The organism is Oscillospiraceae bacterium (assembly GCA_025757985.1).
Lineage (GTDB): Bacteria > Bacillota > Clostridia > Oscillospirales > Ruminococcaceae > Gemmiger.
The window spans coordinates 2781985-2805092 of the sequence record CP107210.1 but is presented as its reverse complement, the minus strand read 5'-3'; the positions used below and the strand labels follow the sequence as shown (position 1 = coordinate 2805092).

Below are 23108 nucleotides of genomic sequence, written 5' to 3'. Positions count from 1 at the left end.
GCTTTATGAAACTCATGGTTCTGGACGGCAACAGCCTTGTCAACCGCGCCTTCTTCGGCATCAAGCTGCTGACAACCAAGGATGGCCGCTACACCAACGCCATCTACGGCTTCCAGAATATTCTGCTGAATCTGCTGGCAGCCCACCAGCCCGATGCCGTGGCCATCGCGTGGGATGAGCGCGCCCCCACCTTCCGCCACAATGCCTACGATGGCTACAAGGCCACCCGCCACGGCATGCCGGAGGAGCTGGCCCAGCAGATGCCGGTCCTGAAGGAGCTGCTGACCGACCTCGGCTTTGTGCAGGTCAGCAAGGCCGGCTGGGAGGCTGACGATATTTTAGGCACGCTGGCCGCTGCCTGTGAGGCTGCCGGCGGCACCACGCTGCTGGCGACCGGCGACCGGGACAGCCTGCAGCTGGTGGACGATGCCACGACCGTTCTGCTGGCGACCAACAAGGAGACCATCCCCATGGACCCCGCCGCCATCCGGGAAAAATACGGCATTGAGCCGCCCCAGCTCATTGATGTAAAAAGCCTGATGGGTGACTCGTCGGATAACATTCCCGGCGTGCCTGGCATCGGCGAAAAAACCGCGCTGGCGCTGATCTCGAAATTCGGCAGCCTGCAGGGCGTGTACGACAACATTGAGGACAAGGCCGTCAAGCCCGGCCAGCGCGCCAAGCTGACCGCCAACCGCGATAAGGCTGATCTTTCCTATATGCTGGGCACCATCCGCAGGGATGCCCCCATTGAGACCGACCCCAACGCCTATATCCGCCGCCCCGGTGACCCGGCTGCCGCCGCGCAGCTGCTGGCCGCGCTGGAAATGCACAAGCTGGTCGACCGCTGGGAACTGGAAAGCGGCGCCGCCCCCGCTGCGGCCGCCGACGCCGCCCCGGTACAGGCAGTGGAGCCTTCTCCCCTGCCGCTGCTGCTGGAGGGCCGCTTTTACGCCGCGCAGAATGTCACCAAGACCGGGGACGGCAGCTGGTATCTCGTGCAGGGCAGCGAGGTCTACCTGCCCGACACCGACCGGCTGGCCGCCCTGCTGGACGGTGATGCCGAGATCTGGGCTTTTGACGCCAAGCCCCTCTACCGGCTAGCGCTTGCACACGGCGGCGTCGGCAAGGCGCTGCGCTTTGACGGCAAACTGGCCGCCTACCTGTTGAATCCGTCCGCCAGCGGCTATGAGGTCAAGTCTCTGGCCGCCGAGTACGGCGTACACGCCGCCTTCCACTGTGAAGACGCCCCCGATGCGGGCGTGCTGGCCGGCCTTTGCGACACCCTTGCCGCCGCACTGGACGAGAGCGGCCAGCGCAAGCTGCTGGACGAGATGGAGCTGCCGCTGGCCCGGGTGCTGGCGGACATGGAGCGTATCGGCTTTGCAATCGACGCCGCCGGTATCCGCGCCTTTGGCGACAGCCTACGGGGCGAGCTGGACGGTATCCTGCACAATATTTATACAGAAGTCGGTTACGAGTTCAATGTAAACAGCCCCAAGCAGCTGGGCGAGGCGCTGTTCGACAAGCTGGGCCTGCCGCCGCGCAAAAAGACGGCGCGCGGCTACTCCACCGATGCCGAAACGCTGGAGAGCCTGCGCCCCTACAGCCCGGTCATTGACGAGATCTTAAAATACCGCACCTACGCCAAGCTGCTCTCCACCTATGTGGACGGACTGCTGAACGCCGAGGCCGCCGATGGCCGGGTACACTCGACCTTTATCCAGACCGAGGCCCGCACCGGGCGCATCTCCTCGACCGAACCGAACCTGCAGAACATCCCCATCCGCACCGAGCTGGGCAGCCGGCTGCGCGGTTACTTTGTGGCGGGCGAGGGTGAAACGCTGGTGGACGCCGACTATTCTCAGATCGAGCTGCGCATCCTTGCCCACATCACCGGCGATGAGCACATGCAGCAGGCGTTTTTGAACGGTGCGGACATCCACCGCTCGACCGCCGCCAAGATCTACCACATCCCGGAGAGCGAGGTCACGCCGCAGCTGCGCAGCGCCAGCAAGGCGATCAACTTCGGCATCATGTACGGCAAGGGCGCGTATAGCTTGAGCAAGGATCTGGGTATTTCGGTCAAAGAGGCGGACAGCTTCTTAAAGACCTACCTTGACACCTTCCCGAAGGTGGACAGCTATATGAAGGACTGCATCGCCCACGCCAAGGACAAGGGCTATGTGGAAACGCTGTTCGGCCGCCGCCGCGCCCTGCCGGAGCTTGCCAGCTCCAACTTTCAGGTGCGCGCCAGCGGGGAGCGGATGGCCCGCAACACGCCGATCCAAGGCACGGCCGCCGACATCATCAAGCTGGCGATGGTCCATGTCTGGCAGCGCCTGCGCGAGGAAAAGCTGCAGGCCCGCCTGCTTTTGCAGGTCCACGATGAGCTGATTGTCGAGGCGCCCGAGGCAGAGTGCGATGAGGTAAAGCGCATCCTGAAAGAAGAAATGGAAAACGTTGTGCATTACAGCGTCCCCCTGACGACCGAGGTAGGCACCGGCAAGACATGGCTTGCCGCCCATTAAAACAGCAGCACGACCGTAGGGGCCGGGCATGACCGGCCCGCAGCCTGACGGAGGCTGCACTTTTCCGGGAAAATAGCAATCGAGAAAACGCTGAGGGGCGGGCATGCCCGCCCCCTGCATAGAGGTTTTTGTATGTATGTTTTAGGAATCGAGTCCACCTGCGATGAGACTGCGGCGGCGATCGTGGAGGATGGCCGGAAGGTCATCTCCAATGTGATCTCCACCAGCGTGAAGGAGCAGGCCCTCTACGGCGGTGTCGTGCCGGAGATCGCCAGCCGCCGCCACGCGGAATATATCAGCGCCACCGTTGACAAGGCGCTGGCCGATGCCAATATGACCATTGCCGATGTGGACGCTGTGGCCGTGACGTTTGCGCCGGGACTGATCGGCGCGGTGCTCGTTGGCGTAAACTTTGCCAAGGGGCTGGCCTATGCGGCAAACAAGCCGCTGGTGCCGGTGCATCACCTGCGGGGGCATATTGCGGCCAACTATTTAACGCATCAGGATTTGAAGCCGCCGTTTTTGTGCCTCGTTGCCAGCGGCGGCCACAGCCACATCGTACTGGTCGAGGACTGGTGCCGCTATAAAATTTTAGGCCGCACCGTCGATGATGCTGCGGGCGAGGCCTATGACAAGGTTGCCCGCACGCTGGGCCTGCCCTACCCCGGCGGCCCCAGCGTGGCCGCCGCTGCCCGCGGCGGCGACCCCAAGGCCTACAAGCTGCCTGTCCCCCATGTGGAGGGCAAGTACAATGTCAGCTTCAGCGGCCTCAAGACCGCCGTCATCAATGAGGTCCACAACGCCGAGCAGAAGGGGCAGGGCGTGAATGTGGCTGACATGGCCGCCAGCTTTCAGGAGCGCATTGACCAGATCCTGGCCAAAAAGCTGCTGGCCGCCGCAGCCGACACGAACGCCCAACAGGTGGTTTTAGCGGGCGGCGTGGCCGCCAACGGCCGCCTGCGCCAGCTCGTCAATGACGGCGCACAGAAGCTGGGTGCCCGTGTCTTTTTGCCCGAGCTGAAATACTGCGGCGACAACGGCGCCATGATCGCCGCACAGGGGTATTATGAATTCCAAGACGGGAATTTGGCCGATTGGAGTTTAAACGGTTTGCCAACGCTGCCGATTGATTATCGGTAATCCTTCAACAAAACCTCCGCCCCGCGGTTTTTGAACCGCGGGGCGGAGGTTTTTATCGCTGCATAGGTCCAAAAAGCAGCTTTTTGCCTGTTTTGTTTTGCAGATCCGCTTTGCGCTGCAGATAGTGGAAATAGTCCTCATCCACAGCACAATGATTCTTCCACGAGTACAAATTGCACCGGCGGCAGAAAACGAAATAGGGAAGAAGGTATTGTGCGCCAAGGCAAGACCGCACGCGGGCATACCGCTCTGCCCTGTCCACTCCGTTATTCAGACTGGCCGGGCGATTGTTCAGGTCTACAAAACCGCGTTTGGCAAAGTCCACCTGAATCCCCTCTTTGGCAAAAAGGGGAACCACATCCGCTTCGACCCATTTTCCATGGCAGATTCCCATCCACTGTCCCTTACGGTAGCCATAATCCAGAAAGCGCGCTTCCTCATTCAGTACACAGTAGAACTTATCACGGGGATGGGCTGCCGTCAGTGCATTACAGCGTTCCTCCCAGTCCCACGGGCTGACCTTATGCTGCCAATATTCAGAAAATTTTTCTGTACGCCAAACAGCAGCCTGCAGATTCAGCGTATATCGGTTGCCCGCAGGCAGTCGGCGATAACCGGGATAGCGCCCCACTTCCAGATCGCAGACAGCCTCTGTCACATCGCTGTTAAAATAGACAATATCCCTGTCGGCATCCATCCAGCGGACAATATCCTCCAGCCGTCCAATATCCACCGGCTGACGCAGAAAAAAATCATCCAGCAGCAGCAGCGTGTACTCGGTCTTTACCTGCTTCAAGGCCTCTGTCATCCGCTCACCATAGGTGGGGGCATTGCTGTGTACACAGCGGAGCTTTACACCGTCCAGATGAAATTCCTTTGTTTCTGTATTCAGCAAAATTTCATCTGGCAGCGGCACAAAATAGCGTGTAAGCAAGGTGAAAAATGGCTGCCATAAATCTGCATAGGCATCACAGCTGTTGACCAGCAGTGTCACACGGCTTTGCCAATTTGTATCATTCATTGTCATTTCCCTTTTTTGAAAATGTGGTTCTGCGTCCAGCGGGCGGCACGCATAGCAAAGCGGTTCCATCTCTCTGCTGCCGGCGAGAGCTTTGTCTGCGGCGCATCCTTGCGCAGCGCCGGAATGTCCAGATAACGCGCCTTGCTGCGAATGAGGACAATGCAGGGGAACGGCAGATGATTCCAGTCCTCCGGATAGCAGAAGGCCGGGGACAGCACCCGTATATCCTTACGGAACAGGATATATCGATTGATTTGAGATTCATCATGCCACAGGGCAATGACATTTTTATGCAAATCCTTTCGGATGCGTGCATCCAATGTATGACAAAGCTTCAGAAATGCTTCGGCTGTACCGCCATTGACACCGCCGCAGACATAATATCGCCCCATTCCGTACGGAATGCAGGCTGTACTGCGGGGATTACGGTCATATGTGAACTCGTAGTTAGGCTTGGCATAGAACGAAGGATGCTGTACGACCAGCAGCTTTTCCCCTTTTTCAGCCCGCGGCAGGAACATTTCCTGCGTTACAGGCTGCATGAGCTGCGCATTTGCATTAAAAAAGAAGATATAGTCGAACGCTTTCAGCGCCTGCTCCTGCTTTAGAAATATCTCAAACCGGCGCAATGTCGCAAACGGCCATGAGTAAGCCTCCTGCGGACAGATATGCACCCGGGGCTCTTGCGCACTGGTCAGGTCATCTGCATCGGTAAAGACAAAGTAATGTACCTCGCAGTCCTTCAACAAATATTTCTCAGCACTCTCATAAAACTCAGGCCAGAACACTGTATATTTACCGGTAGCAATATAGAGCACCGCAACCTTAGTCATGGCAAACCTCCGATACCACTGCATTAGGCAGCTCAATAGGCCCCCATGCAGCAGCATTCCACTCGGTCTCGCCCTCCGTCAAGGTATCCACCATACGGAACATCATACCGGGAACCCAATCCTCCACCGTATGGGCACCACCTTCGCCCTGTGTAATTACAGTAAAATAGCTGCCGTATTTGCCGGGTGCCAGCACTGTCAAATCGTACCGCGCCACAAAGCTTGTATACCCCGGCTGCAGATCCAGCCCATACACGCAGGTAGCCGCCAACGGATTCCCGACTTCATCACGCATCTCCAAACGCAGCCCTACATCGCTGGCTGCCTCATTCGCATAGACGCGGTAGCGAACCTGCACAGGCTTACGGCGTTCCAACACTTCATTATCTGTGTCTATCAGTTCCACACTCTGCAGTCGGATATTATCGCGCTTGAACCAGTTATCACGCTTCACCTTCGAATAATCAATAAAGGCCGTTTCCTGCGACTTAGTGGACAAATACAGTGCAATGCCCTCATCGACGCCGCCGTCAAAGACGACCTTGCCCTTGTCCAAAACAATGCAGCGGTCACACAGGTCGCGGATCGTGGCCATGTTGTGGCTGACATACAGCACGGTCTTGCCGTCGCGCTGGGCGGCCTGGCGCATCTTAGTCAGACACTTTTTCTGGAACTTCATATCACCGACAGCCAGAACCTCGTCCATGATCATGATCTCGCTGTCCAGATGGGCCGCCACGCTGAAGGCCAGCTTGACGAACATACCGCTGGAATAGCGCTTGACCGGCGTGTCGATGAAGTCCCGCACCTCGGAAAACTCGATGATCTCATCCATTTTGGCGTCGATCTCCGCGCGGGTCATGCCGAGGATCGCGCCGTTCAGATAGACATTCTCACGGCCGGTCATCTCGGGGTGGAAGCCGGTGCCGACCTCCAGCATCGAGGCCACACGGCCGTACAGGTCAATGTCGCCCTCCGTGGGCGCAGTGACATGGGTCAGCAGCTTGAGCAGCGTGGACTTGCCCGCGCCGTTGGAGCCGATGATGCCCACGGCCTCGCCTTTGTTGACTGTAAAGCTGACGCCGTTCAGCGCCATAAAGGTCGTGCCGATCAGGCGCTGGTCGGTGCCGATCAGGGTGTTGGGGTCCTCCTTGCCGCGCTTACGGGCCCACCAGCTCTGCAGGTCGCCGCGCAGCGTGCCGCCGCCGATCTGGCCGAGGCGGTACTGCTTTTTGACATCCTTGACGCGGATCATCAGTTTATTTTCACTCATCACACGCGCCCCCTTATACGGTATCGACAAAGGTCTTTTCGACCTTGCTGAAAAGCGACAGACCCAGCACCAGCAGCACCGCCGTCCATGCCAGCGATGCCGCCCACATCACGCCCGTCACCTGCCCACTGCCGAAGAAGATATACCGGAAGGTCTCCATCGGTGCGGTCATGGGGTTGGCGATCATGACGCCGCGCAGCAGCGGGTTTTCGATCATCGACAGCGGATAGACCACCGGCGAGCCGTACATCCAGAGCTGCACGCCGAAGGTCACCACGACCATCAGATCGCGGTAGCGGGTGGTCAGGCTCGACACGATAACGCCGCAGCCCAGCCCCAGCAGACCGACCTGCAGCACCAGCGGCACTGCCAGCGGCATCAGCGCCCACTGCGGGCTGACCTCGCCCTTGGCAAGATAGACAAGCAGCAGGGCAAAAAACAGGACAAACTGCACAAGAAAGTTGATCAAGCCTGACAGCATCGTGGAGAGCGGCATCGCCAGCCGCGGAAAATACACCTTGCTGAAGATGTTGGAGTTCGTTGTAAAGGTACCCGACACCTTGTTGATGCAGGCCGCAAAAAAGCCCCACAGCGCCGTGCCGGCCAGATAAAAAAGGATCTGCGGCACACCGTCCGTGGACAGTTGGGCGATTACGCCGAACATAACGCAGTACATAGCCGTGGACAGCAGCGGGTTGATCAGAATCCACGCCGGGCCCAGCACGGTCTGCTTATACATGACATTGAAGTCGCGCTTGACAAACAGCCAGATCAGATCCTTGTAGCGCCACAGCTCATGCAGGTCCACCTGACTCCAGCCCTGAGCCGGGCCGTAGTGAACATGATAATTTTCCAGTTGTGATTTTTCCATGCGCGAAAGCTCCTTTAGTTTTTAGGCGATGCCGCCTTGCCCTTATGCCGCAGAAAGGCCTTGTACACCGGCAGACCCATGCGCAGCAACGCAGCCCGCAGCCACATGCTGCGCTGCCCTGTAGTGCGGGCCAGAAGGCGGTAGGCATCCGCACAGCCGCGGCAGGCGGCGCGGTAGCGGGCCTGCTGGGCCGGGGTGGTCAAATCAAAGCGCTGCTTTTCCGCCAGATTGTCGATGGCATCGTTCAGCAGGCCCTCTGCCCGCAGGCAGTCCCCCCGCCGGGCAAAGCAAGCTGTCCATTCCAGCAGAAATTCAGGCCGATCCAGATAGTTACGGCTCGACCCCGCTGCCATGATGCTGCCCTTGCGCTGCACATAACGATAGCCCGGATAGGCAAGGCAGACGATGGTCCCGCACTGCCCGAGCAGATACGGCAGCAGAAACTGATCCTCATACCGCTTGCCGGGCGCATAGCGCAGCGTGCGGAAAAGGCTGCGTCGGTACAGCTTATTCCATGCGACCACATAGTAGATCCGTGTTTCGGCCAGCGCAAAATAGCGCGCCCAGACCTCGTCCTCGCACAGGACCTCATCCCGGAAGCCGCTGAAATCCGGCTGCGGGAGCGGACGGTTTTCCTCGTCCACATAGGTCAGATTGTACAGCACGAGGTCAGCGTCATATTTCCGCTGAGCCTCCACCGCGCGGCGGACGGCATCCGGTTCCATCCGGTCATCGCTGTCCGCAAAAATCAGAAATTCGCCGCTTGCCGCCTCAATGCCGGTGTTGCGCGCAGCGGAAAGACCGCCGTTTTTGCGGTGTATGACCCTGATGCGTGGGTCCTTTTCTGCCCAGGCATCACACATCGCCGGGCAGCAATCGGGGCTTCCATCATCGACCAGCAGTATCTCAAGATCAGTGTAGGTCTGGCCGATGACGCTTTCAACGCAGGCATCTAGGTAGCGTTCCACCTTATAGACCGGGATAATGACGCTGACAGTCGGCATGGGAAGCTCCTTTTTGTTGGTCGGCGTTTACCGCCGTGCTTTCAGATAGCCCGCAAACACCGGCAGGCCGATGTGCAGGGCGGCAGCGCGCAGCTTCAGCGATGCTGCGCCCTTTTGCGCCGCCAGTGCATCATAGACACGGCACAGCTCCCGCTTGGTTTCGGCAAACTCTGCCCGGTGGCCGGGCTTTGTCAGGTCATAGGCATGCTTATTGCTGTGCAGGAAGAGCGCCGCATCGGTCAGCGCCCCCTCGGCGCGGTCGTACCAGCCGTTCGCCAGAAAATACTCTGCCCGGTGGATATCCCCCCGGGTCATCGCCAAACGCACCTCGTGTCTGGCACCGTCCGTGATGCTGCCTGCATGGCGCAGGACATAGTAGCCCGTATAGGGCAGGCAGGCGATCCTTGTGCAGCCCGCGATAAGGTCGGGCAGCAGGTAGTAATCCTCATGCAGCATGCCCAGCGGGTAGCGGGCATGCGCAAACAGCCGGGCGGCGTACAGCCTGTGCGCCGTGCCGGTGAACTGGTTGATCCATGGCGTGCCGAAGGCGTCCCAGAAGGCTTCCACCCCGAGCAGCGTTTCCTCTGTAAAACGCTCGTTTTCCGGCAGCGGGTGCCGTGCGCCGTCCTCTGTCACGGGGCAACAGTTGCAAAGCACCAGCTCCGCGCCGGTGCGCTCTGCACCTGCCAGAAGTGTTTCCAGCAGGTCCGGCGCAACCGTGTCATCGCTGTCCACCATCGTGATCCAGGGCGCCGCTGCGGCATCCAGCCCCGCATTGCGTGCGCCGGACGGACCCGGGCCGGTCTTGGCCGGGTGCAGCGCATGGATGCGGGGGTCTTTTTCTGCCCATGCATCGCACATCTGCGGGCAGCGGTCAGGGCTGGCATCGTCAATAAGCAGAAGCTCAAAGTCGGAAAAGGTCTGGGCGAGTATACTCTCTACACAGGCGTCCAGCGTTTTTTCCGCCTTGTAGACCGGCACTACAATGCTGACAGTCGGCATTTACTTGTCTCCTTCATCGTCGACGCCGGGCAGATGAATCAGACTGCCCATGTAGGCGTTGGCGTCCGCCGGATGCCACGGCGCAATACCGCTATAGGTCGTAAAGGTCATCTCTCCGAATTTGATGGAGCCATCATTCAATGCATATAGATCAACGCGCACAAAAGGGAATCCCTTGCTCAAAGTGCGGGCGATCTCAACCATCTTTTCCAGATTTTTCGGACGCGGGATGTCATCAGGCTGCTCCAGCGGGGTGAAAATGTTGAAGGGCAGCAAATTCCAGTCCGTATCAAAGCAGACAATCCGCTCATCGGCATCGACATAACGATTCATGATGTAGATGATGACTTTCGGCTCGCCATCAAAGCAACAGAACTTATAATCGTACAGATCTCCGCCGTCATTCTCAATAAACTGCTCGGCCAAAATTTTGGGCTTGATATGCTCATACTGCAATTCCAGTCCGCCGAGGTAGTAGGTAAAGTTCAATTTTGTCCATAGATCAAACTTTTTCTTTGCATCTTCCTTATCCAGCTTCGATTTATCCGGCACAGGATAGTTCCAGCCCGCACCGTGGTTCGTTTTGAGCATAAACTTATCGGGCAACTTGTCAAAGTCGATCTGGTCAAAGCGATCCCAGACGCCCAGCAGCGGAATGAGGTACTCCTCGCCGATCTTCTCCTTGACCCACGCGCGGACAGCATACTTATCCACAAGGTCCTGCTGCTTGTTTAGCCCTCCGTAAATTTTCATCCATTGGGTCTTTTCGCTGAAGGTCTTGGGATGCTCCAGATCAAGCGGCGTGTGGGTGTAGTTATTCTCCAAAAACCATTGCTTCAATGCCGCCGGATAGTCTTTTTCCTGCAGGCAGGCCCAGTAGGCATAGTTTTTGTTTGCGATTTTATGATACTTTGCATAGGTATAGATATATTTTGCGCTGATAATCGGGCCGTTGTGCAAAAGATATTTCAGGCCGCGCTTTGCATTGCGGGGCAGCCAGGTCACGGCGCGGCCGATCCTGTACGATGACGAGCCGTAGACAGCTTCCAGCTCATGGCGCAGGATGTCGGCCTGCTCCTCCGCGGTCAGTTCCTTCATATCTTCCATGCTTCAGCACTCCCCTTTTTTGGTTTTTGCGCGTGCTTCCTCCAGCAATGCGCGAACATGCGGCTTCCAAATATAATGGCGGCAGACTTTCGTCACAAAGAACCAGAACGGATTCTCGATCTCACACCAAAGGCGAGACAGCGCATTTTCATTGTTATAGTTCACAATGCGGCGCAGCCGGCCCGCACGGTAGCGGTCAATGTTCGGCAGGTAGGTCTTAGCCTCCTCCGTCAGCTTGGGGTCGCGGCGGTTTTCAAACAGCTGGGTGTACTCGTACACAGTCCGCACCAGTCCCGCGCCGAAAAGCCCGCGCAGTATGGCCTTTTGCTGGTAAAGCATCAGCGCGTTTAAGATATAGTTTTGATAGACGCTGCGGCGGTGGTAGGTGCTGCCCTCGATCTGGCGGTAGTTGAACATGCAGTCCGGCAGATAGTAGACCCCGCCGTAGGGCAGGAACATATAGGTCAGCATATTGTCAATGATCTGCACGCCGCTGGTGTAAGGATCTATCCCCTGCAGCCCGACATTGCGGAACATCATGGCATTGGTGTGGATATAGAAAAAGCTCCAATACTCTCTGGCCGTCAGCGCACACTCCCGGACAGGCTTTTCGATGGGCTGTGTCCTGCCGGTGCTTTCCCAGTAATAGCAGCCGTTGTGGCCGCAGGCCACATATCTGTGCGCAGTGTCTGCATCCAGAATATCCGCCTGCTTCTGCAGCTTGCGGTCATCGGTATAAAAGTCATCGCCGTCCAGATAGCAGACATACTGCCCCTTTGCCTCATAGAAAAGCCGCCCACGGATTGCGTTCATCCGCTGGATGCGCTCATTGCCCTCATATTTTTTGCCCGGTATGCGGTCCATAACGAATACCCGCACACGGTCGGGGTATCTTTTTTCCCAACCGCGCAGGAGCTCTACGGTCCCGTCCTCGGAGCCATCATCCGCGCAGAGGATTTCGACCGGGAAATCCGTTTTCTGGGCAAGGACGCTTTCCATTGTCTGATCCACATACGGTGCCAAATTGTAGAATGAGATCAGTACACTGACCTTGGGCTGCTGCATGACAAACTCCTTATCCGTTCAACACCTCAAACCAGAGCAGACCGTTTTCGTCCGGCTCCGGCTTGAGGGGGGTATATCCCTGCTTTGCATAAAAACGGCAGGCCCGCACATTCTGCGGAGCAACGCACCAGTAGATACGGCGCAGCCCCAGCTGCGAAAAGCCGAGCTGCAAAATTGCCTGCATTCCCCATGCGGCCACACCATGGCCCATGGCACAGCGCCGCACCGCAATGGCAAACTCAGCCTCCCCACGGTCTGCATCGCGGTTTTTCAGGCTTACCGTTCCCTGATAAATACCCGCCCCATCTGCCACCGCGCGGTGGAGACTGGGGGTATCCTGCTGTGCCGCAGCAATAAAGCGCTCACAATCCGCAAGCGTCATGCCTGAAAAATCAGCACGCATATACCGCACCGCGTCCGGATCATGCATCCATTCCAGCATGAGGGGGGCATCCTGCGGCTGTAAACAACGAAGCTGCATCATTCTTCTTCCACCCACCGGATAAACTCATCATAATCCCGGATATAATCCTCTGCCTCGTAGTAGGAATCCGCGGCAACACAAAGCACAGAGTTTTCCTGCTGCCAGATCATCTCCCGCCACATATTATGCTCGACGATCAGCCCCTTGGCGGGATCGTTGAGCAGGACTTCGCTCTTTTCGTGACCATCGTCCAACCGGATCAGGATGCTGCCGTAGGGGCACCACAGCACCTGCCGCAGTGCCTTGTGGGCATGGCCGCCGCGCTGGGTGCCCTGCGGCGCACCGTGGATATAGTAGATGCGCTTGATGTCAAACGGCACATCGCGGCTGCCCTCAAATACCGAGAGCGTTCCCTGTCCTTCCGCCGTGACGCTTTTCATATGGATTGTCTGGATAATCATAGTGGACGCCTTTCTCACTTTTCCGCAAACGCGCAGATGGCGCGCAGGATGGTTATGTCGCCGTTTGTGGGCGGGGTCCATGCACGCTGCGCTTTTTTGAAGGGGGCGCTCTGCGGCACGATGAGCCGCCCGACCAGCCCCCGGACCAGCCGGGATTTCCTGCGGTCATTGAAGTAGTATTCATAGGCCAGCCGCACCGTGAGGTCGCGGGGGAACTTCTCCCGCAGCAGCGCAAGCATGGCGCGCCATTCGCCCAGCATCCGCTCACGGGCGCGGGCATCGGTCGAAACACCGCCGCCGTACTCATACCAGACGGTCAGGCGGTCATAGCGGGTGATCTGTATCCCCTGCACGGCGAACATCCGCAGCGAAAAATCCTCCGCCAAGCGGACGCGCCCGGCCATTGTATCCATCGCGGTCTGCAGCAGCGCCCGCTCATACACAAGGCCCGCGCCGCTGATGCCGTCATCATAGAGCAGCAGATTGCGGCGGACGGTCCTTGCATCGTAGTGCGCCGGGTCGTAGGGGGTACGGTCAAAGGGGGTCTCGCCCGGAACCGGGTGCGGGTCGCTGCCCGGCGCAAAGTAGGCCTGCCGGCCGAAGGCCACGCGCGGCGCATCTGCCTGCAGGCGGCCGAGCCACCAGCGCAGCGTTTCACTGTCATAGAGGAAATCTCCCGGCGAAAGGGTCAGCACCCACCGGGTGGTGACTGCACACAGGGCGTTCTGCATGTTTTTCACAGTGCCGCCGTTCGGCATCAGCTTGACGGTCTGCACATCGGTGATGCCGTGGGCTGCAAGATATGCGCGGCTCTCGGCAAAATAATCCTGCGGTGAACCGTCATCCCCCAGCACCACGGCGAAATCGCGGGTGTCCTGCATGGCCAGTGCCGCCAGTGTGCGCCGCAGCGCCCCGGCGTCCGGGCGGTATTGCAGGATGACGATGGTGAGTTGCGGCACAGTGGGCCTCCTTTCGGCTTCACAAATGTACTAAAGGCAGCGATGCCCCGTCAGGTTTGCCGCTGCTTATCCTTCCATCCGCCCCATCTTCCCGTTCCAGAAATCCACGGCGCCTCTGAACGCGCCGTAGCTGCGTCCCTTTTTTCGTCCAAGCGCCTTTGTCAGCGCGTAGCGGGCCGCGCCGGTGAGGAGCGGCAGAATCGTTTTCAGCCTTGCATAGGCGGTGCTTCTGCCCTTGCAGGTCAAATACAGTGTGTTGCGCGTGATGTAATACACCGACAGCATACCGCCGGCACTGCCGCCGGCCTTATGGTGGATGACCGCATCGGGCAAAAACCACAGCGGCACGCCCGCGCGGGTCAGCCGCAGGCAGTAATCGACATCCTCGCAGTACATAAACAGCGTTTCATCGAGATAGCCGACCTGTTCAATGACCGCGCGCGGCAGCAGCACACAGCAAAAGGTGATAAAGCTGACCTGCTTTTTCTCCGCAAAGCGCGGGCCGTCCTTTTCATGGCCGCCCAAATGCTTCACCCTGCCGGTCTTGGGGTCCAGCGCGCCGCCCGCAAACCAGATCTCGTCCGGCGGGTCCATAAACAGCATCTTCGGGCAGCTGACCGCCCCGGCCGGGGTTTCGGCCAGCAGCTTTTCGAGAAAATCCGGCCGTGCGGCCGTGTCATTGTTGAGCAGCAGCGCAAAATCACAGCCATCGGCCAGCGCGCGGCGGATCCCGATGTTGTTGGCCGCCGCAAAGCCGACATTCCGCTGCTGCGGCAGAAACACCGTGTTCGGCGGCAGTTTGTCCTGCAGCTGCGCCACCGAATCATTGGGCGAGGCGTCATCGATCAGGATGATCTCAAAATCGGTAAAGGTCTGCCGCTGCAGGCTTTCCAGACAGACCAGCGTGTCCTGCCAGCCGTTGTAATTGGAGATGATGATTCCGACCTTCGGCATGGTTTACCCCTCATACTCGTTCACGGCGTCAATGACTGCCTGCACCTGCGCCTCGGTCATGCCGTAATACATCGGCAGGCTCAGCTCGGTGGCGGAGATCTCCTCTGCCAGCGGCAGTGCGCCCTGCGCAAGGCCCAGCTCCCGGTAGGCCCCCTGCAGATGGATCGGTGTCGGGTAGTGCTTGTTCGTGCCGATGCCGCGATCTGCCAGATGCTTTTCCAGCGCATCGCGGGTCTTGCAGCGCACGGCAAAGATATGCCAGACATGCTCACAGCCGGGCTGCACGGTGGGCAGCGCCACGGCGGGGTTGTGTATCCCGGCGAGGTAGCGCGCGGCGATGCGGCGGCGCTCGGCGTTCATGGCATTGAGATGCGGCAGCTTGGCCGCCAGAAAAGCGGCCTGCAGCTCGTCCAGACGGGAGTTCTGTCCTTTATAAATATGGTGGTATTTGTAGTCGCTGCCGTAGTTGCCCAAGGCGCGGATCTTCTCGGCCAGTGCATCGTCATTCGTTGTCACGCAGCCTGCATCGCCCAGCGCCCCCAGATTCTTGCCCGGGTAGAAGCTGAACCCGGCGGCATCGCCGAGGCTGCCCGCCCGGCGGCCCTTGTAGACTGCGCCGTGGGCCTGTGCCGCATCCTCAATGACCTTGAGACCATGTTTTTTTGCAATAGCGTTGATTTCATCCATCGGGGCACACTGGCCGTAGAGATGCACCGCCATGATGGCCTTTGTGCGCGGCGTGACGGCGGCCTCGATGCGGGCGGGGTCGATGTTATAGCTTGCAAGCGTGGGCTCGACCAGCACGGGGGTCGCCCCGGCGTAGCTGATGGCCAGCACCGTTGCAATAAAGGTGTTGGAGGGGGCGATGACCTCATCGCCCGGGCCGATGCCCATCGCCTTGAGGATCAGCACCAGCGCGTCCAGTCCGTTGCCGCAGCCGATGCAGTGCCTGACGCCGCAGTAGGCGGCAAATGCCTTTTCAAAGGCGGCATCCTCGCGGCCGCCGATGTACCAGCTGTTGTCCAGCACGCGGGCAAACGCCCCGCGCAGCTCGGCATCCAGCTCCCGCTCCATCGGGCGGAAAGAGACAAACGGCACCGTGACAGGGATCTCGGACATAGAGTGACACCTCATTTTAAACAGCAAATTTATCGTAGGGGCGCATTTCACATGCACCCGTGCAGCCTGCGGCAGCGATGCAGACGGATACGGCATCCGCCCCGCACGGCACCCGCACCGCCGCGCTTACCCCGCAAAAGGGCGTACACGACCTACTATATCGTCTTATTATACAACAAAATATACCCTTTCGCAACACAAAAGAGGGCACCGCCCAAAATAAGCGGTGCCCCTGACAATACCTTAGTTTATTCGTTGTTTTCCTTCGGGGCGCGGGTGGCGCACTCGGGGCCGCAGCTGCACTCGTCAATGCTCACATGGTCCGCGCAGCAGCAGCGTCCCTCCAGATAGCGGCAGCCCTTGTCGTCACAGTGGATGTCGGTTTCCGGCGAGGCGGGCGGGTTGTCGGTGGCGACATTGCCGCATCCCTCGCTGTTGCGGTAGCTGCTGCAGACAGCATCCCCGGGGCCGGTGTGGCGGACCTGAATGCTGTTCAGGCAGCAGCAGCCCGCCTTATTATGGCAGCAGTCATACTGCGCACAGTCAAGATAGTTCATAGCTAAACACCTCCGTGCCAACAGTATGCGCAGGGACAGGGGTGTTTATGCAGGGACATTCGTTCAAAAGAGCGCTTGCCTCAGACTACCGCCCGCTCTGCCTTGAGTGCCCGCTCATACTCCCGGAGGAAGGCGGTAAACCCGGCCCTGTCGGCGGCATCGGGGGTCACGGTCGTGCTGCTGGCCCCGGCAAAGACGCGGGTCTTGAGGTAGTCGGCCAGCGTCTCACCCTCGGCGCGGTGCAGGCGGTAGGCCGCAAGCAGGGCCATGCCGTAGGGGCCGCCCTCGCCCGCCGTCTCCATGCAGGTGACGGGTGCGCCCGCCGCCGCTGCCAGATACCGCTGGGCAACGCCCGGCGTCTTGAACAGCCCGCCGTGGCCCAGCAGGGTATCCACGGCCACATCCTCGTTCTTCAAAATTTCCAGCCCCATAGCCAGCGTGGCAAAGGCCGAGTAGATGTTGGCCCGCATGAAGTTGGCCAGCGTAAAATCAGCATCGGGGCGGCGCAGCAGCAGCGGCAGGCCCGCGTCAAAATGGGTCACGCTCTCGCCGGAGAAGTAGTTCACCGGGGTCACGCCGCCGCAGTCGGGTGCGCCCCTGAGCGACTCATGGAACAGCTTTGCAAAAAGCGTCCCCTGATCGACCTGCGCCCCGCAGAGAGCCGCGCTCTCGGCCAGCAGGCTGACCCATGCGTTCAGATCGCTTGTGCAGTTGTTGCAGTGGACCATGGCCACAGCCTCGCCGCTGGGGGTCGTGACCATGTCGATCTCGGGGTAGACGCGGGAGAGCGGCTTTTCCAGCACGACCATTGCAAAGATGCTGGTGCCGGCGCTGACATTGCCGGTGCGCGGGGCCACGCTGTTCGTGGCGACCATGCCGGTCCCGGCATCCCCCTCCGGCGGGCAGAACGGCACGCCGGGCTGCAGTGTCCCCGTGGGGTCCAGCAAGCGGGCACCCTCCGCCGTCAGCGCACCGGCATCGGCACCGGCGGGCAGCACTGCGGGCAGCAGCTCGGCCAGCTCACGCCCGAAGCCGTGACCGGCGATCAGGCGGCTGCAGGTCTTGAGCATTTCGGCATCATAGCCGCCGGTGGCGCTGTCGATGGGGAACATGCCGCTGGCATCGCCCACGCCCAGCACTTTTTGCCCGGTAAGCTGCCAATGGACATAGCCCGCCAGCGTTGTAAAGAAGGCCAATTCGCCCAGATGTCCCTCCCCATTGAGAAGCGCCTGATAGAAATGCGCAATGCTCCACCGCTGGGGAATGTTGAAGCCGAGCGCCTCGGTCAGCTCGGCCGCTGCCGGGCCGGTCATCGTATTGCGCCATGTGCGGAAGGGCACCAGCAGACGGCCGGCCCCATCAAAGGCCAGATAGCCGTGCATCATTGCAGAGATCCCGATGCAGCCCACCGTTGTAAGGGGCTGCCCGTATTTCGCCTGCACATCGGCGGCCAACGCGGCGTAGGCGTGCTGCAGGCCGGTATGCACAGCCTCCAGCGGGTAGGTCCAGACGCCGTCCTTCAGCTGGTTTTCCCAAGTGAAGTCCCCCTGCGCCACCGGGGCATGGCTGCCGTCCACCAGCACCGCCTTGATGCGGGTCGAGCCGAATTCAATACCGAGTGCGCACTGTCTGAGGTCGAGCATGGTATCACTCCTTGCCAAATTCTGTCTGTTTTGTATGCGGGCATTCTGCCGCCAGTATCGTGCTTTTATTATAACAGACAGCGCGGCCGCCGACCAGTGCCTGCTGTTTTAAAAGGTGGATTTTTGTTCAAAAAAGTGCAGTCGGTCCTGCAGGGATTTGTAATAGAGCCTACCGTGGCAGAGACCCTCATACCGCGGGTCTGCCATCCGGCTTTTAAGGCAGCACCGCACAATTCCCGCCTTGCCACAAAAAAAATCCCCCCAGAAGAATGCCGCAAACCAACTTGGCTGCGTCATTTTCCAGGGGGATTTGGTTGGGCCGGCCGGATTTGAACCGACGGATGGAGGAGTCAAAGTCCTCTGCCTTACCGCTTGGCGACGGCCCATTATAAAAAGAAAAGACCGCGCAGGAACGGGCCTGAACGGTCTTTGGTGGGGTGCCTAGAGAGATTCGAACTCTCGGCCTCCAGAGCCACAATCTGGCGCGCTAACCAACTGCGCCATAGGCACCACATAATGCGCCCGAAGGGACTCGAACCCCCGGCCCACTGCTTAGAAGGCAGTTGCTCTATCCAGCTGAGCTACGGGCGCTTATTGCGGGTTCTGCCCACAAGGGACATACTGCGTAAGTTATTATAGCAACGCAATCGGTCTTTGTCAAGCTTTTTCGGTAAGTTTTTTACAAAATCGGCGGTTTTTGCTCTACAAAGTACACCTCATACCATTCTATAAAGCAGTAAAACGCCCATATCTTCGTCATAGCGTTTGTTTTCCCTGCCCGGTGGTCATCCAGCAGGGCGCAGAGCGCCCCGGTGTCAAAAAAGCGCTCGGCCGCCGGGCCGGTGAATTTGGCCTTCACCCGCGCATAGTATTCGTCCTGCCGCAGCCAGTCGGCCAGCGGCACGGGGAACCCGCGCTTAGGCGCGCCAGCCAGCGCCCGGGGCAGGCGGCGTGCCGCAGCGGCGCGCAGGGCGATTTTGCCCCGCCGCGCGGTACAGCGGTACCGCCGGGGCAGCCCCAGCGCCACAGCCAGCACCCGCCGGTCCAAAAACGGCACCCGCAGCTCAAGGCTGTGGGCCATACTCATCCGGTCCGCCTTGCGCAGAATGTCCCGCGGCAGCCATGTCTGCAAATCCACCCACTGCAGGGCCGTCGGCTCATCCAGACTGCGCACCTTATCAAAATACGGCTTGCAGCGGCGGGCCGGTTCGGGCGTGTTGGGCGAGCGCTTCAAATATTTATCGCGCTCCTGCGGGGTCTCAAACACATAGTTGGCACGGGCGCAGCGCTGCCAGCGGGGCTGTGCGCCCCGGCGCAGAAAGCCGCACCCCGGCAGCAGTGCGGCCAGCGCACGGCGCAGCGGGCGCGGCATCCGCTGCCAGCCCTCGGCCCAGACGGCCTGCCGGTACAGCGGGTAGCCGCCGAACAGCTCATCCGCCCCTTCGCCCGACAGCACCACTTTTACACGCTGCCGTGCGGTTTTGCACAGAAAATACAGCGGCACCTCCGCCGGGTTGGGCATCGGCTCGTCAAGATACCACTGGATCGCGCGGTTGGCGTCAAAGAACGCCTCGGCCGTAACGGTCGTTTCGGTCAGTGGCACGCCCAGCGCCGCCGCAGCCGCGCGGGCGGCGGGCAGCTCGGAATATTTTTCCTCCCGATAGCCGACCGAAAAGCACTGCACCGCAGGCTGGTTGCGCGCCGTCTCCCGCACGACCAGCGAGGAATCCACCCCGCCGGAGAGAAAGCACCCGACCTCCACATCGGCGATGCGGTGGGCGGCGGCGCTGTCCGCCAGAGCATCGCCGATCGCTTGCGCCCAGCTGCGCAGGCTGCGGCCCCGCTGCACCCGAAAGCGCGGCGCGGCGTAGCGCTGCAGGGTCACGCGGCCGTTTTGCCAGCACAGCGTATGGGCAGGCGGCAGCTCATACACGCCCGCAAACAGTGTTTCCCGGTCGGGCAGGTACTCCATGCTGAGCCAGTCGGGCAGGCGGGCCTCGTTCAGCTGCTTTTCAAAGGCCGGGTGCGCCAGAAACGCCTTGATCTCGCTGGCAAAAAGCAGGCACGCCCCCTTTTGGTAATAGTACAGCGGCTTGATGCCGAAAAGATCCCGCGCGCAGAACAGGGTACCGGCGGCGCGGTCCCACAGAGCAAACGCGAACATCCCGCGCAGATGCCGGGGCAGCGCCGCGCCCCATGCCTCATACCCGTGCAGCAGGACCTCGGTGTCGGAGTCGGTGGCAAAGGTGTGGCCCAACCGGCGCAGCTCTGCGCGCAGCGGCTTATAGTTGTAGATCTCGCCGTTGAACACCACCACAAGGGTGCCGTCCTCGTTGAACATCGGCTGGCCGCCGCCGTTCACATCTATGATCGACAGACGGCGGTGGCCCAGTGCGGCGCGCGTGTCGGCGTAATAGCCCTCGCCGTCCGGCCCGCGGTGGCGGATAAGCTCCGCCATTGCCTTGGCCGTTTGCCGGGCCGATGCAGGGTCAAGGTATTCTGCCGTAAAACCGACGATGCCGCACATGGCTGCTGTCACCCCTTTTCCAATCGCTGTCGCTGCCCCTGCAGCTTGCGGGCATACCCGCATTGCCGCATCACAAACCAGATCCGCCGGGGCGCGCCCTCCCCTGCCGCCAGCAGATGGGCGCTGGCTCTGCCGCGGCGCCGCAGGAGAGCGGCGCGGTGCAGCAGCAGCCTGCTGGGGCAGTGCCGCCGCACCACGCACCACGGCGCAGTGTGCCAGACAGCGGGGCGCAGCTTAGGCGGTGTGACAGAGCCGCAGCAGAGCAGATCCTCCACCAGCGGCCTTGCCAGCGGCGCACCCGCGGCATCACAGTAAAACGATGCGCGGCCCGGGCGGGGGTTCAGCTCAAACAGAACCGGCGTCCCGCTGCGGTCGTACTTCAGGTCAAAGTTGGCGTAGCCGCGCCAGCCCGCCGCCTGCAGCAGCCCCCGCAAGGTGTCCAGCAGGGCGGTGTCCTGCCGGACAGGCTCCACCAGCACGGCGGCATAGTTGCCGGTGCCCTCGGGCGTGCGCTCCTGCAAAAGGGGCTGCCCCTGCACAAGCCACGGCACGCTGCCGTCCCGCGCACAGTAGGCATTCACGACCCCCAGACGGGTATCCGGGCCGGGGATGTACTCCTGCAGGAGCATAGCGCCGCAGTAGCTGCTGCGGCAGACTGCGTCCAGAACAGTGCGCAGCGCGGCGGCGTCCCCTGCCAGATACACCTTGCGTTTCCCGGGAAAACGGCAGCGCGCCCACGCATCGGAGTCTGCCGGCTTGACGATGACCGGCCAGCCAAACGGCAGGTCCGGCACCGTGCCGCCGGGGCAGAATACCACCGTTTGGGGCGTGCGCAGCCCGGCAGCGCGGCAGGCGGCGGCAAAGCGCTGCTTGTCGCTGAGCGCTTCAACGGCATCGGGCGGCGGGCAGGCAAAGCGGTAGGCCCCGCGCAGGGCATCGGCATGGCGTGCCAGCAGGCGGGTGTAGCCGTCCGCACAGGGGACGAGCAGCCGCGTTTTGCCGGGGTGCTGTGCGGCCAGACCGAGCAGCGTGGCGGTGAACACGGTATCCTGCGCAAACGCCGGGTCCTGCACAGCAACGCGGACAAGGCGGCTGCAGGCCAGCGCCGGCAGCGCACGGCGGCAGACGGCAAGGCTGCGGACACCGCAGGTTTCATAAAAGCTGCGGGCCATGCCGTAGACATTGGCATCCCCGCCCAGCAGCACCGGCAGAATCTGCGGCATAAAAATCCCCCCTGTGGCAGTATATGCCGCAAGGGGACGTTTATTCTTTTTGCCTTCTCCCATAGGGAGAAGGTGGCCCCGCAGGGCCGGATGAGGGGCAGGTATACCACAGCCGCCCGGCAAATGGGTTCTGTTGGCAAGGCTGCCCCTCATCCGCCCTCGGGCGGGGCCTCGGGCACCTTCCCCCAAGGGGGAAGGCTTTCTATTATTTCTTCGTCAGCGGCATTTCCTCCGTCCAGACGCCGCCGTTGGTGTCGGTCACCCGCACCACATACTTCGGAATTTCCTTTCCATCGTAGGGCCAGCCATCGGCGGGGGCACCGTCATAAAATGTGCCGCTCCAAACGCCGCCGGTGCGGTCAGCGCCGACATAGCTGTACGACTCCGCACATTGCAGCACGGCGGTGGCGGCAGGCTCGCCCGCATCGCCGTTCAAACGCAGATCGACCTCGACGGCGGCCACCTCCATCCACGCCGGGGCGTCCACCTCCAGCTCCACCGGGTAGCAGGTAAGGGTCAGGTAGTTAGTTTTTCCGGTGCGGCGCAGGTAGTACCCGTAATCAAGGCTGGTATAGCCGGTGGCCCAGATGATCGTTGGCTCGGTCATCTCCTCATTAAAGTTCACGGTGCCCAGCGCTTCGCTTGTTGTAACGCCATCGGCGGTCCACTGCACGCTCAGCGCATAGTTATCCCCGTCTGTAAACACAAGACCGTCCGCCCCAAAGCTGCCGTCGGGCGCGGCGGTCATCTCATACAGCTGCGTATCATCGCCGCAGCGCACGGCCAGCCGTGCGGTCGTGCCCGCGGCGGCTGTGCGCGGCGTGACCTGCACCTGCACAGGCATCCAGCTGCCCGCCGCGTCCCTGTGCAGCTTATCGGCGGGCAGCCAGCGCCAGTCCAGCACCGTGGTCTCCCCCATGCGGACGGCATCCTGCAGCTCTGAAATCTGCGCCGAAAGGTCCGCCTGCTGGGCCGCGTAGCTGGATTGAATCGCGGCGTAATTCTGGTTCAGCGCGTTGATCTGCCGCTCATACTGCAGCGCCGTTCCGGCCAGCAGCCCCGCCAGCACAAGGAAGGCCGCGCCCGCGGCACCGCCCCACAGCCGGCGGCGGCGCTTTTCCTCGGCATCGCGGGCGGCCAGCAGGTCCCGCAGGGCGTCCAGCGTCACGGCGGGGGCAGCCGGGCTTTCAGCCTGTGCGCCCAGCAGCGCGTCCACGCCGGTGCCCAGCTCCGCCGCCAGCGCCTGCAAATTGTCCAGCCCGGGCAGGGCGGTGTCCTTCTCCCACTTGCCCAGCGCCTGCCGGCTGACGCCGATTTTTTCGGCCAGCGTCTCCTGACTCATTCCCTTTGCCTTGCGCGCGTTCTGGATGTTCTGTCCCAGTGTCATTGTCTCG

General features: G+C 60.8%; 20 protein-coding genes and 3 tRNA genes. 2 read left to right on the top strand and 21 right to left on the bottom strand.

The window, feature by feature from the left end:
* Positions 1-5 precede the first annotated feature (5 nt).
* A complete protein-coding gene (polA, locus tag OGM67_13230; protein ID UYJ34504.1) occupies positions 6-2531 on the top strand; it encodes a DNA polymerase I in 2526 nt (841 codons plus the stop codon).
* Between the two features lie 132 nt (positions 2532-2663).
* Positions 2664-3671, top strand: a complete 1008-nt coding sequence (gene tsaD / locus OGM67_13225) for a tRNA (adenosine(37)-N6)-threonylcarbamoyltransferase complex transferase subunit TsaD (GenBank protein UYJ34503.1) — start codon at positions 2664-2666, stop codon at positions 3669-3671.
* A gap of 52 nt (positions 3672-3723) precedes the next feature.
* Here tsaD and OGM67_13220 read toward each other — a convergent pair whose 3' ends face one another.
* The 21 genes from OGM67_13220 to OGM67_13120 form a co-directional block, all read right to left on the bottom strand.
* On the bottom strand, positions 3724-4692 hold the full coding sequence (locus OGM67_13220) for a hypothetical protein (GenBank protein ID UYJ34502.1): 969 nt from the start codon (positions 4690-4692) through the stop codon (positions 3724-3726).
* 2 nt (positions 4693-4694) lie between these two features.
* The gene (locus OGM67_13215) at positions 4695-5525 is read right to left on the bottom strand and encodes a glycosyl transferase family 6 (GenBank protein ID UYJ34501.1); all 831 of its coding nucleotides are present in this window, start codon (positions 5523-5525) and stop codon (positions 4695-4697) included.
* On the bottom strand, positions 5518-6798 hold the full coding sequence (locus OGM67_13210) for an ABC transporter ATP-binding protein (protein UYJ34500.1): 1281 nt from the start codon (positions 6796-6798) through the stop codon (positions 5518-5520). Before OGM67_13210 ends, OGM67_13215 begins: the two co-directional genes overlap by 8 nt.
* A 13-nt stretch (positions 6799-6811) precedes the next feature.
* Positions 6812-7669: an ABC transporter permease gene (locus tag OGM67_13205; GenBank protein ID UYJ34499.1), complete on the bottom strand. Its 858-nt coding sequence runs from the start codon at positions 7667-7669 to the stop codon at positions 6812-6814.
* A 14-nt stretch (positions 7670-7683) separates the two neighbouring features.
* Entirely contained in the window at positions 7684-8673 is a 990-nt protein-coding gene (locus tag OGM67_13200; GenBank protein ID UYJ34498.1) for a glycosyltransferase, read from the bottom strand.
* 27 nt (positions 8674-8700) lie between these two features.
* Positions 8701-9675, bottom strand: coding sequence for a glycosyltransferase (locus OGM67_13195; protein UYJ34497.1), 975 nt, complete (start codon positions 9673-9675; stop codon positions 8701-8703).
* Positions 9676-10782 (bottom strand): glycosyl transferase, encoded by a 1107-nt coding sequence (locus OGM67_13190; protein UYJ34496.1) that lies wholly within the window; start codon positions 10780-10782, stop codon positions 9676-9678. It lies immediately after the preceding gene.
* A gap of 3 nt (positions 10783-10785) precedes the next feature.
* A complete protein-coding gene (locus tag OGM67_13185; protein UYJ34495.1) occupies positions 10786-11847 on the bottom strand; it encodes a glycosyltransferase in 1062 nt (353 codons plus the stop codon).
* 10 nt (positions 11848-11857) lie between these two features.
* Positions 11858-12289: a GNAT family N-acetyltransferase gene (locus tag OGM67_13180; GenBank protein UYJ34494.1), complete on the bottom strand. Its 432-nt coding sequence runs from the start codon at positions 12287-12289 to the stop codon at positions 11858-11860.
* Positions 12290-12327: 38 nt separating this feature from the next.
* Positions 12328-12732 carry an FdtA/QdtA family cupin domain-containing protein gene (locus tag OGM67_13175; GenBank protein UYJ34493.1) on the bottom strand — a complete coding sequence of 135 codons (405 nt, stop codon included), beginning with the start codon at positions 12730-12732 and terminating at the stop codon, positions 12328-12330.
* Positions 12733-12746: 14 nt separating this feature from the next.
* Positions 12747-13691 carry a glycosyltransferase gene (locus tag OGM67_13170; protein UYJ34492.1) on the bottom strand — a complete coding sequence of 315 codons (945 nt, stop codon included), beginning with the start codon at positions 13689-13691 and terminating at the stop codon, positions 12747-12749.
* A 66-nt stretch (positions 13692-13757) separates the two neighbouring features.
* The gene (locus OGM67_13165; GenBank protein ID UYJ34491.1) at positions 13758-14645 is read right to left on the bottom strand and encodes a glycosyltransferase family 2 protein; all 888 of its coding nucleotides are present in this window, start codon (positions 14643-14645) and stop codon (positions 13758-13760) included.
* Positions 14646-14648: 3 nt separating this feature from the next.
* Complete coding sequence (locus OGM67_13160) at positions 14649-15764, bottom strand: DegT/DnrJ/EryC1/StrS family aminotransferase (protein UYJ34490.1); 1116 nt, start codon at positions 15762-15764, stop codon at positions 14649-14651.
* A 248-nt stretch (positions 15765-16012) separates the two neighbouring features.
* Entirely contained in the window at positions 16013-16321 is a 309-nt protein-coding gene (locus OGM67_13155; GenBank protein UYJ34489.1) for a hypothetical protein, read from the bottom strand.
* A gap of 80 nt (positions 16322-16401) precedes the next feature.
* Complete coding sequence (locus tag OGM67_13150) at positions 16402-17964, bottom strand: FGGY-family carbohydrate kinase (GenBank protein ID UYJ34488.1); 1563 nt, start codon at positions 17962-17964, stop codon at positions 16402-16404.
* A 311-nt stretch (positions 17965-18275) separates the two neighbouring features.
* A tRNA-Gln gene (locus OGM67_13145) sits at positions 18276-18350 on the bottom strand.
* 47 nt (positions 18351-18397) lie between these two features.
* A tRNA-His gene (locus OGM67_13140) sits at positions 18398-18474 on the bottom strand.
* A gap of 7 nt (positions 18475-18481) precedes the next feature.
* Positions 18482-18555: transfer RNA gene (locus OGM67_13135), tRNA-Arg, on the bottom strand.
* Between the two features lie 88 nt (positions 18556-18643).
* Positions 18644-20491: an asparagine synthase (glutamine-hydrolyzing) gene (gene asnB / locus OGM67_13130; protein ID UYJ34487.1), complete on the bottom strand. Its 1848-nt coding sequence runs from the start codon at positions 20489-20491 to the stop codon at positions 18644-18646.
* Between the two features lie 8 nt (positions 20492-20499).
* Entirely contained in the window at positions 20500-21714 is a 1215-nt protein-coding gene (locus tag OGM67_13125) for a hypothetical protein (GenBank protein ID UYJ34486.1), read from the bottom strand.
* 205 nt (positions 21715-21919) lie between these two features.
* Positions 21920-23101: a helix-turn-helix domain-containing protein gene (locus tag OGM67_13120; GenBank protein ID UYJ34485.1), complete on the bottom strand. Its 1182-nt coding sequence runs from the start codon at positions 23099-23101 to the stop codon at positions 21920-21922.
* Positions 23102-23108: the final 7 nt, after the last annotated feature.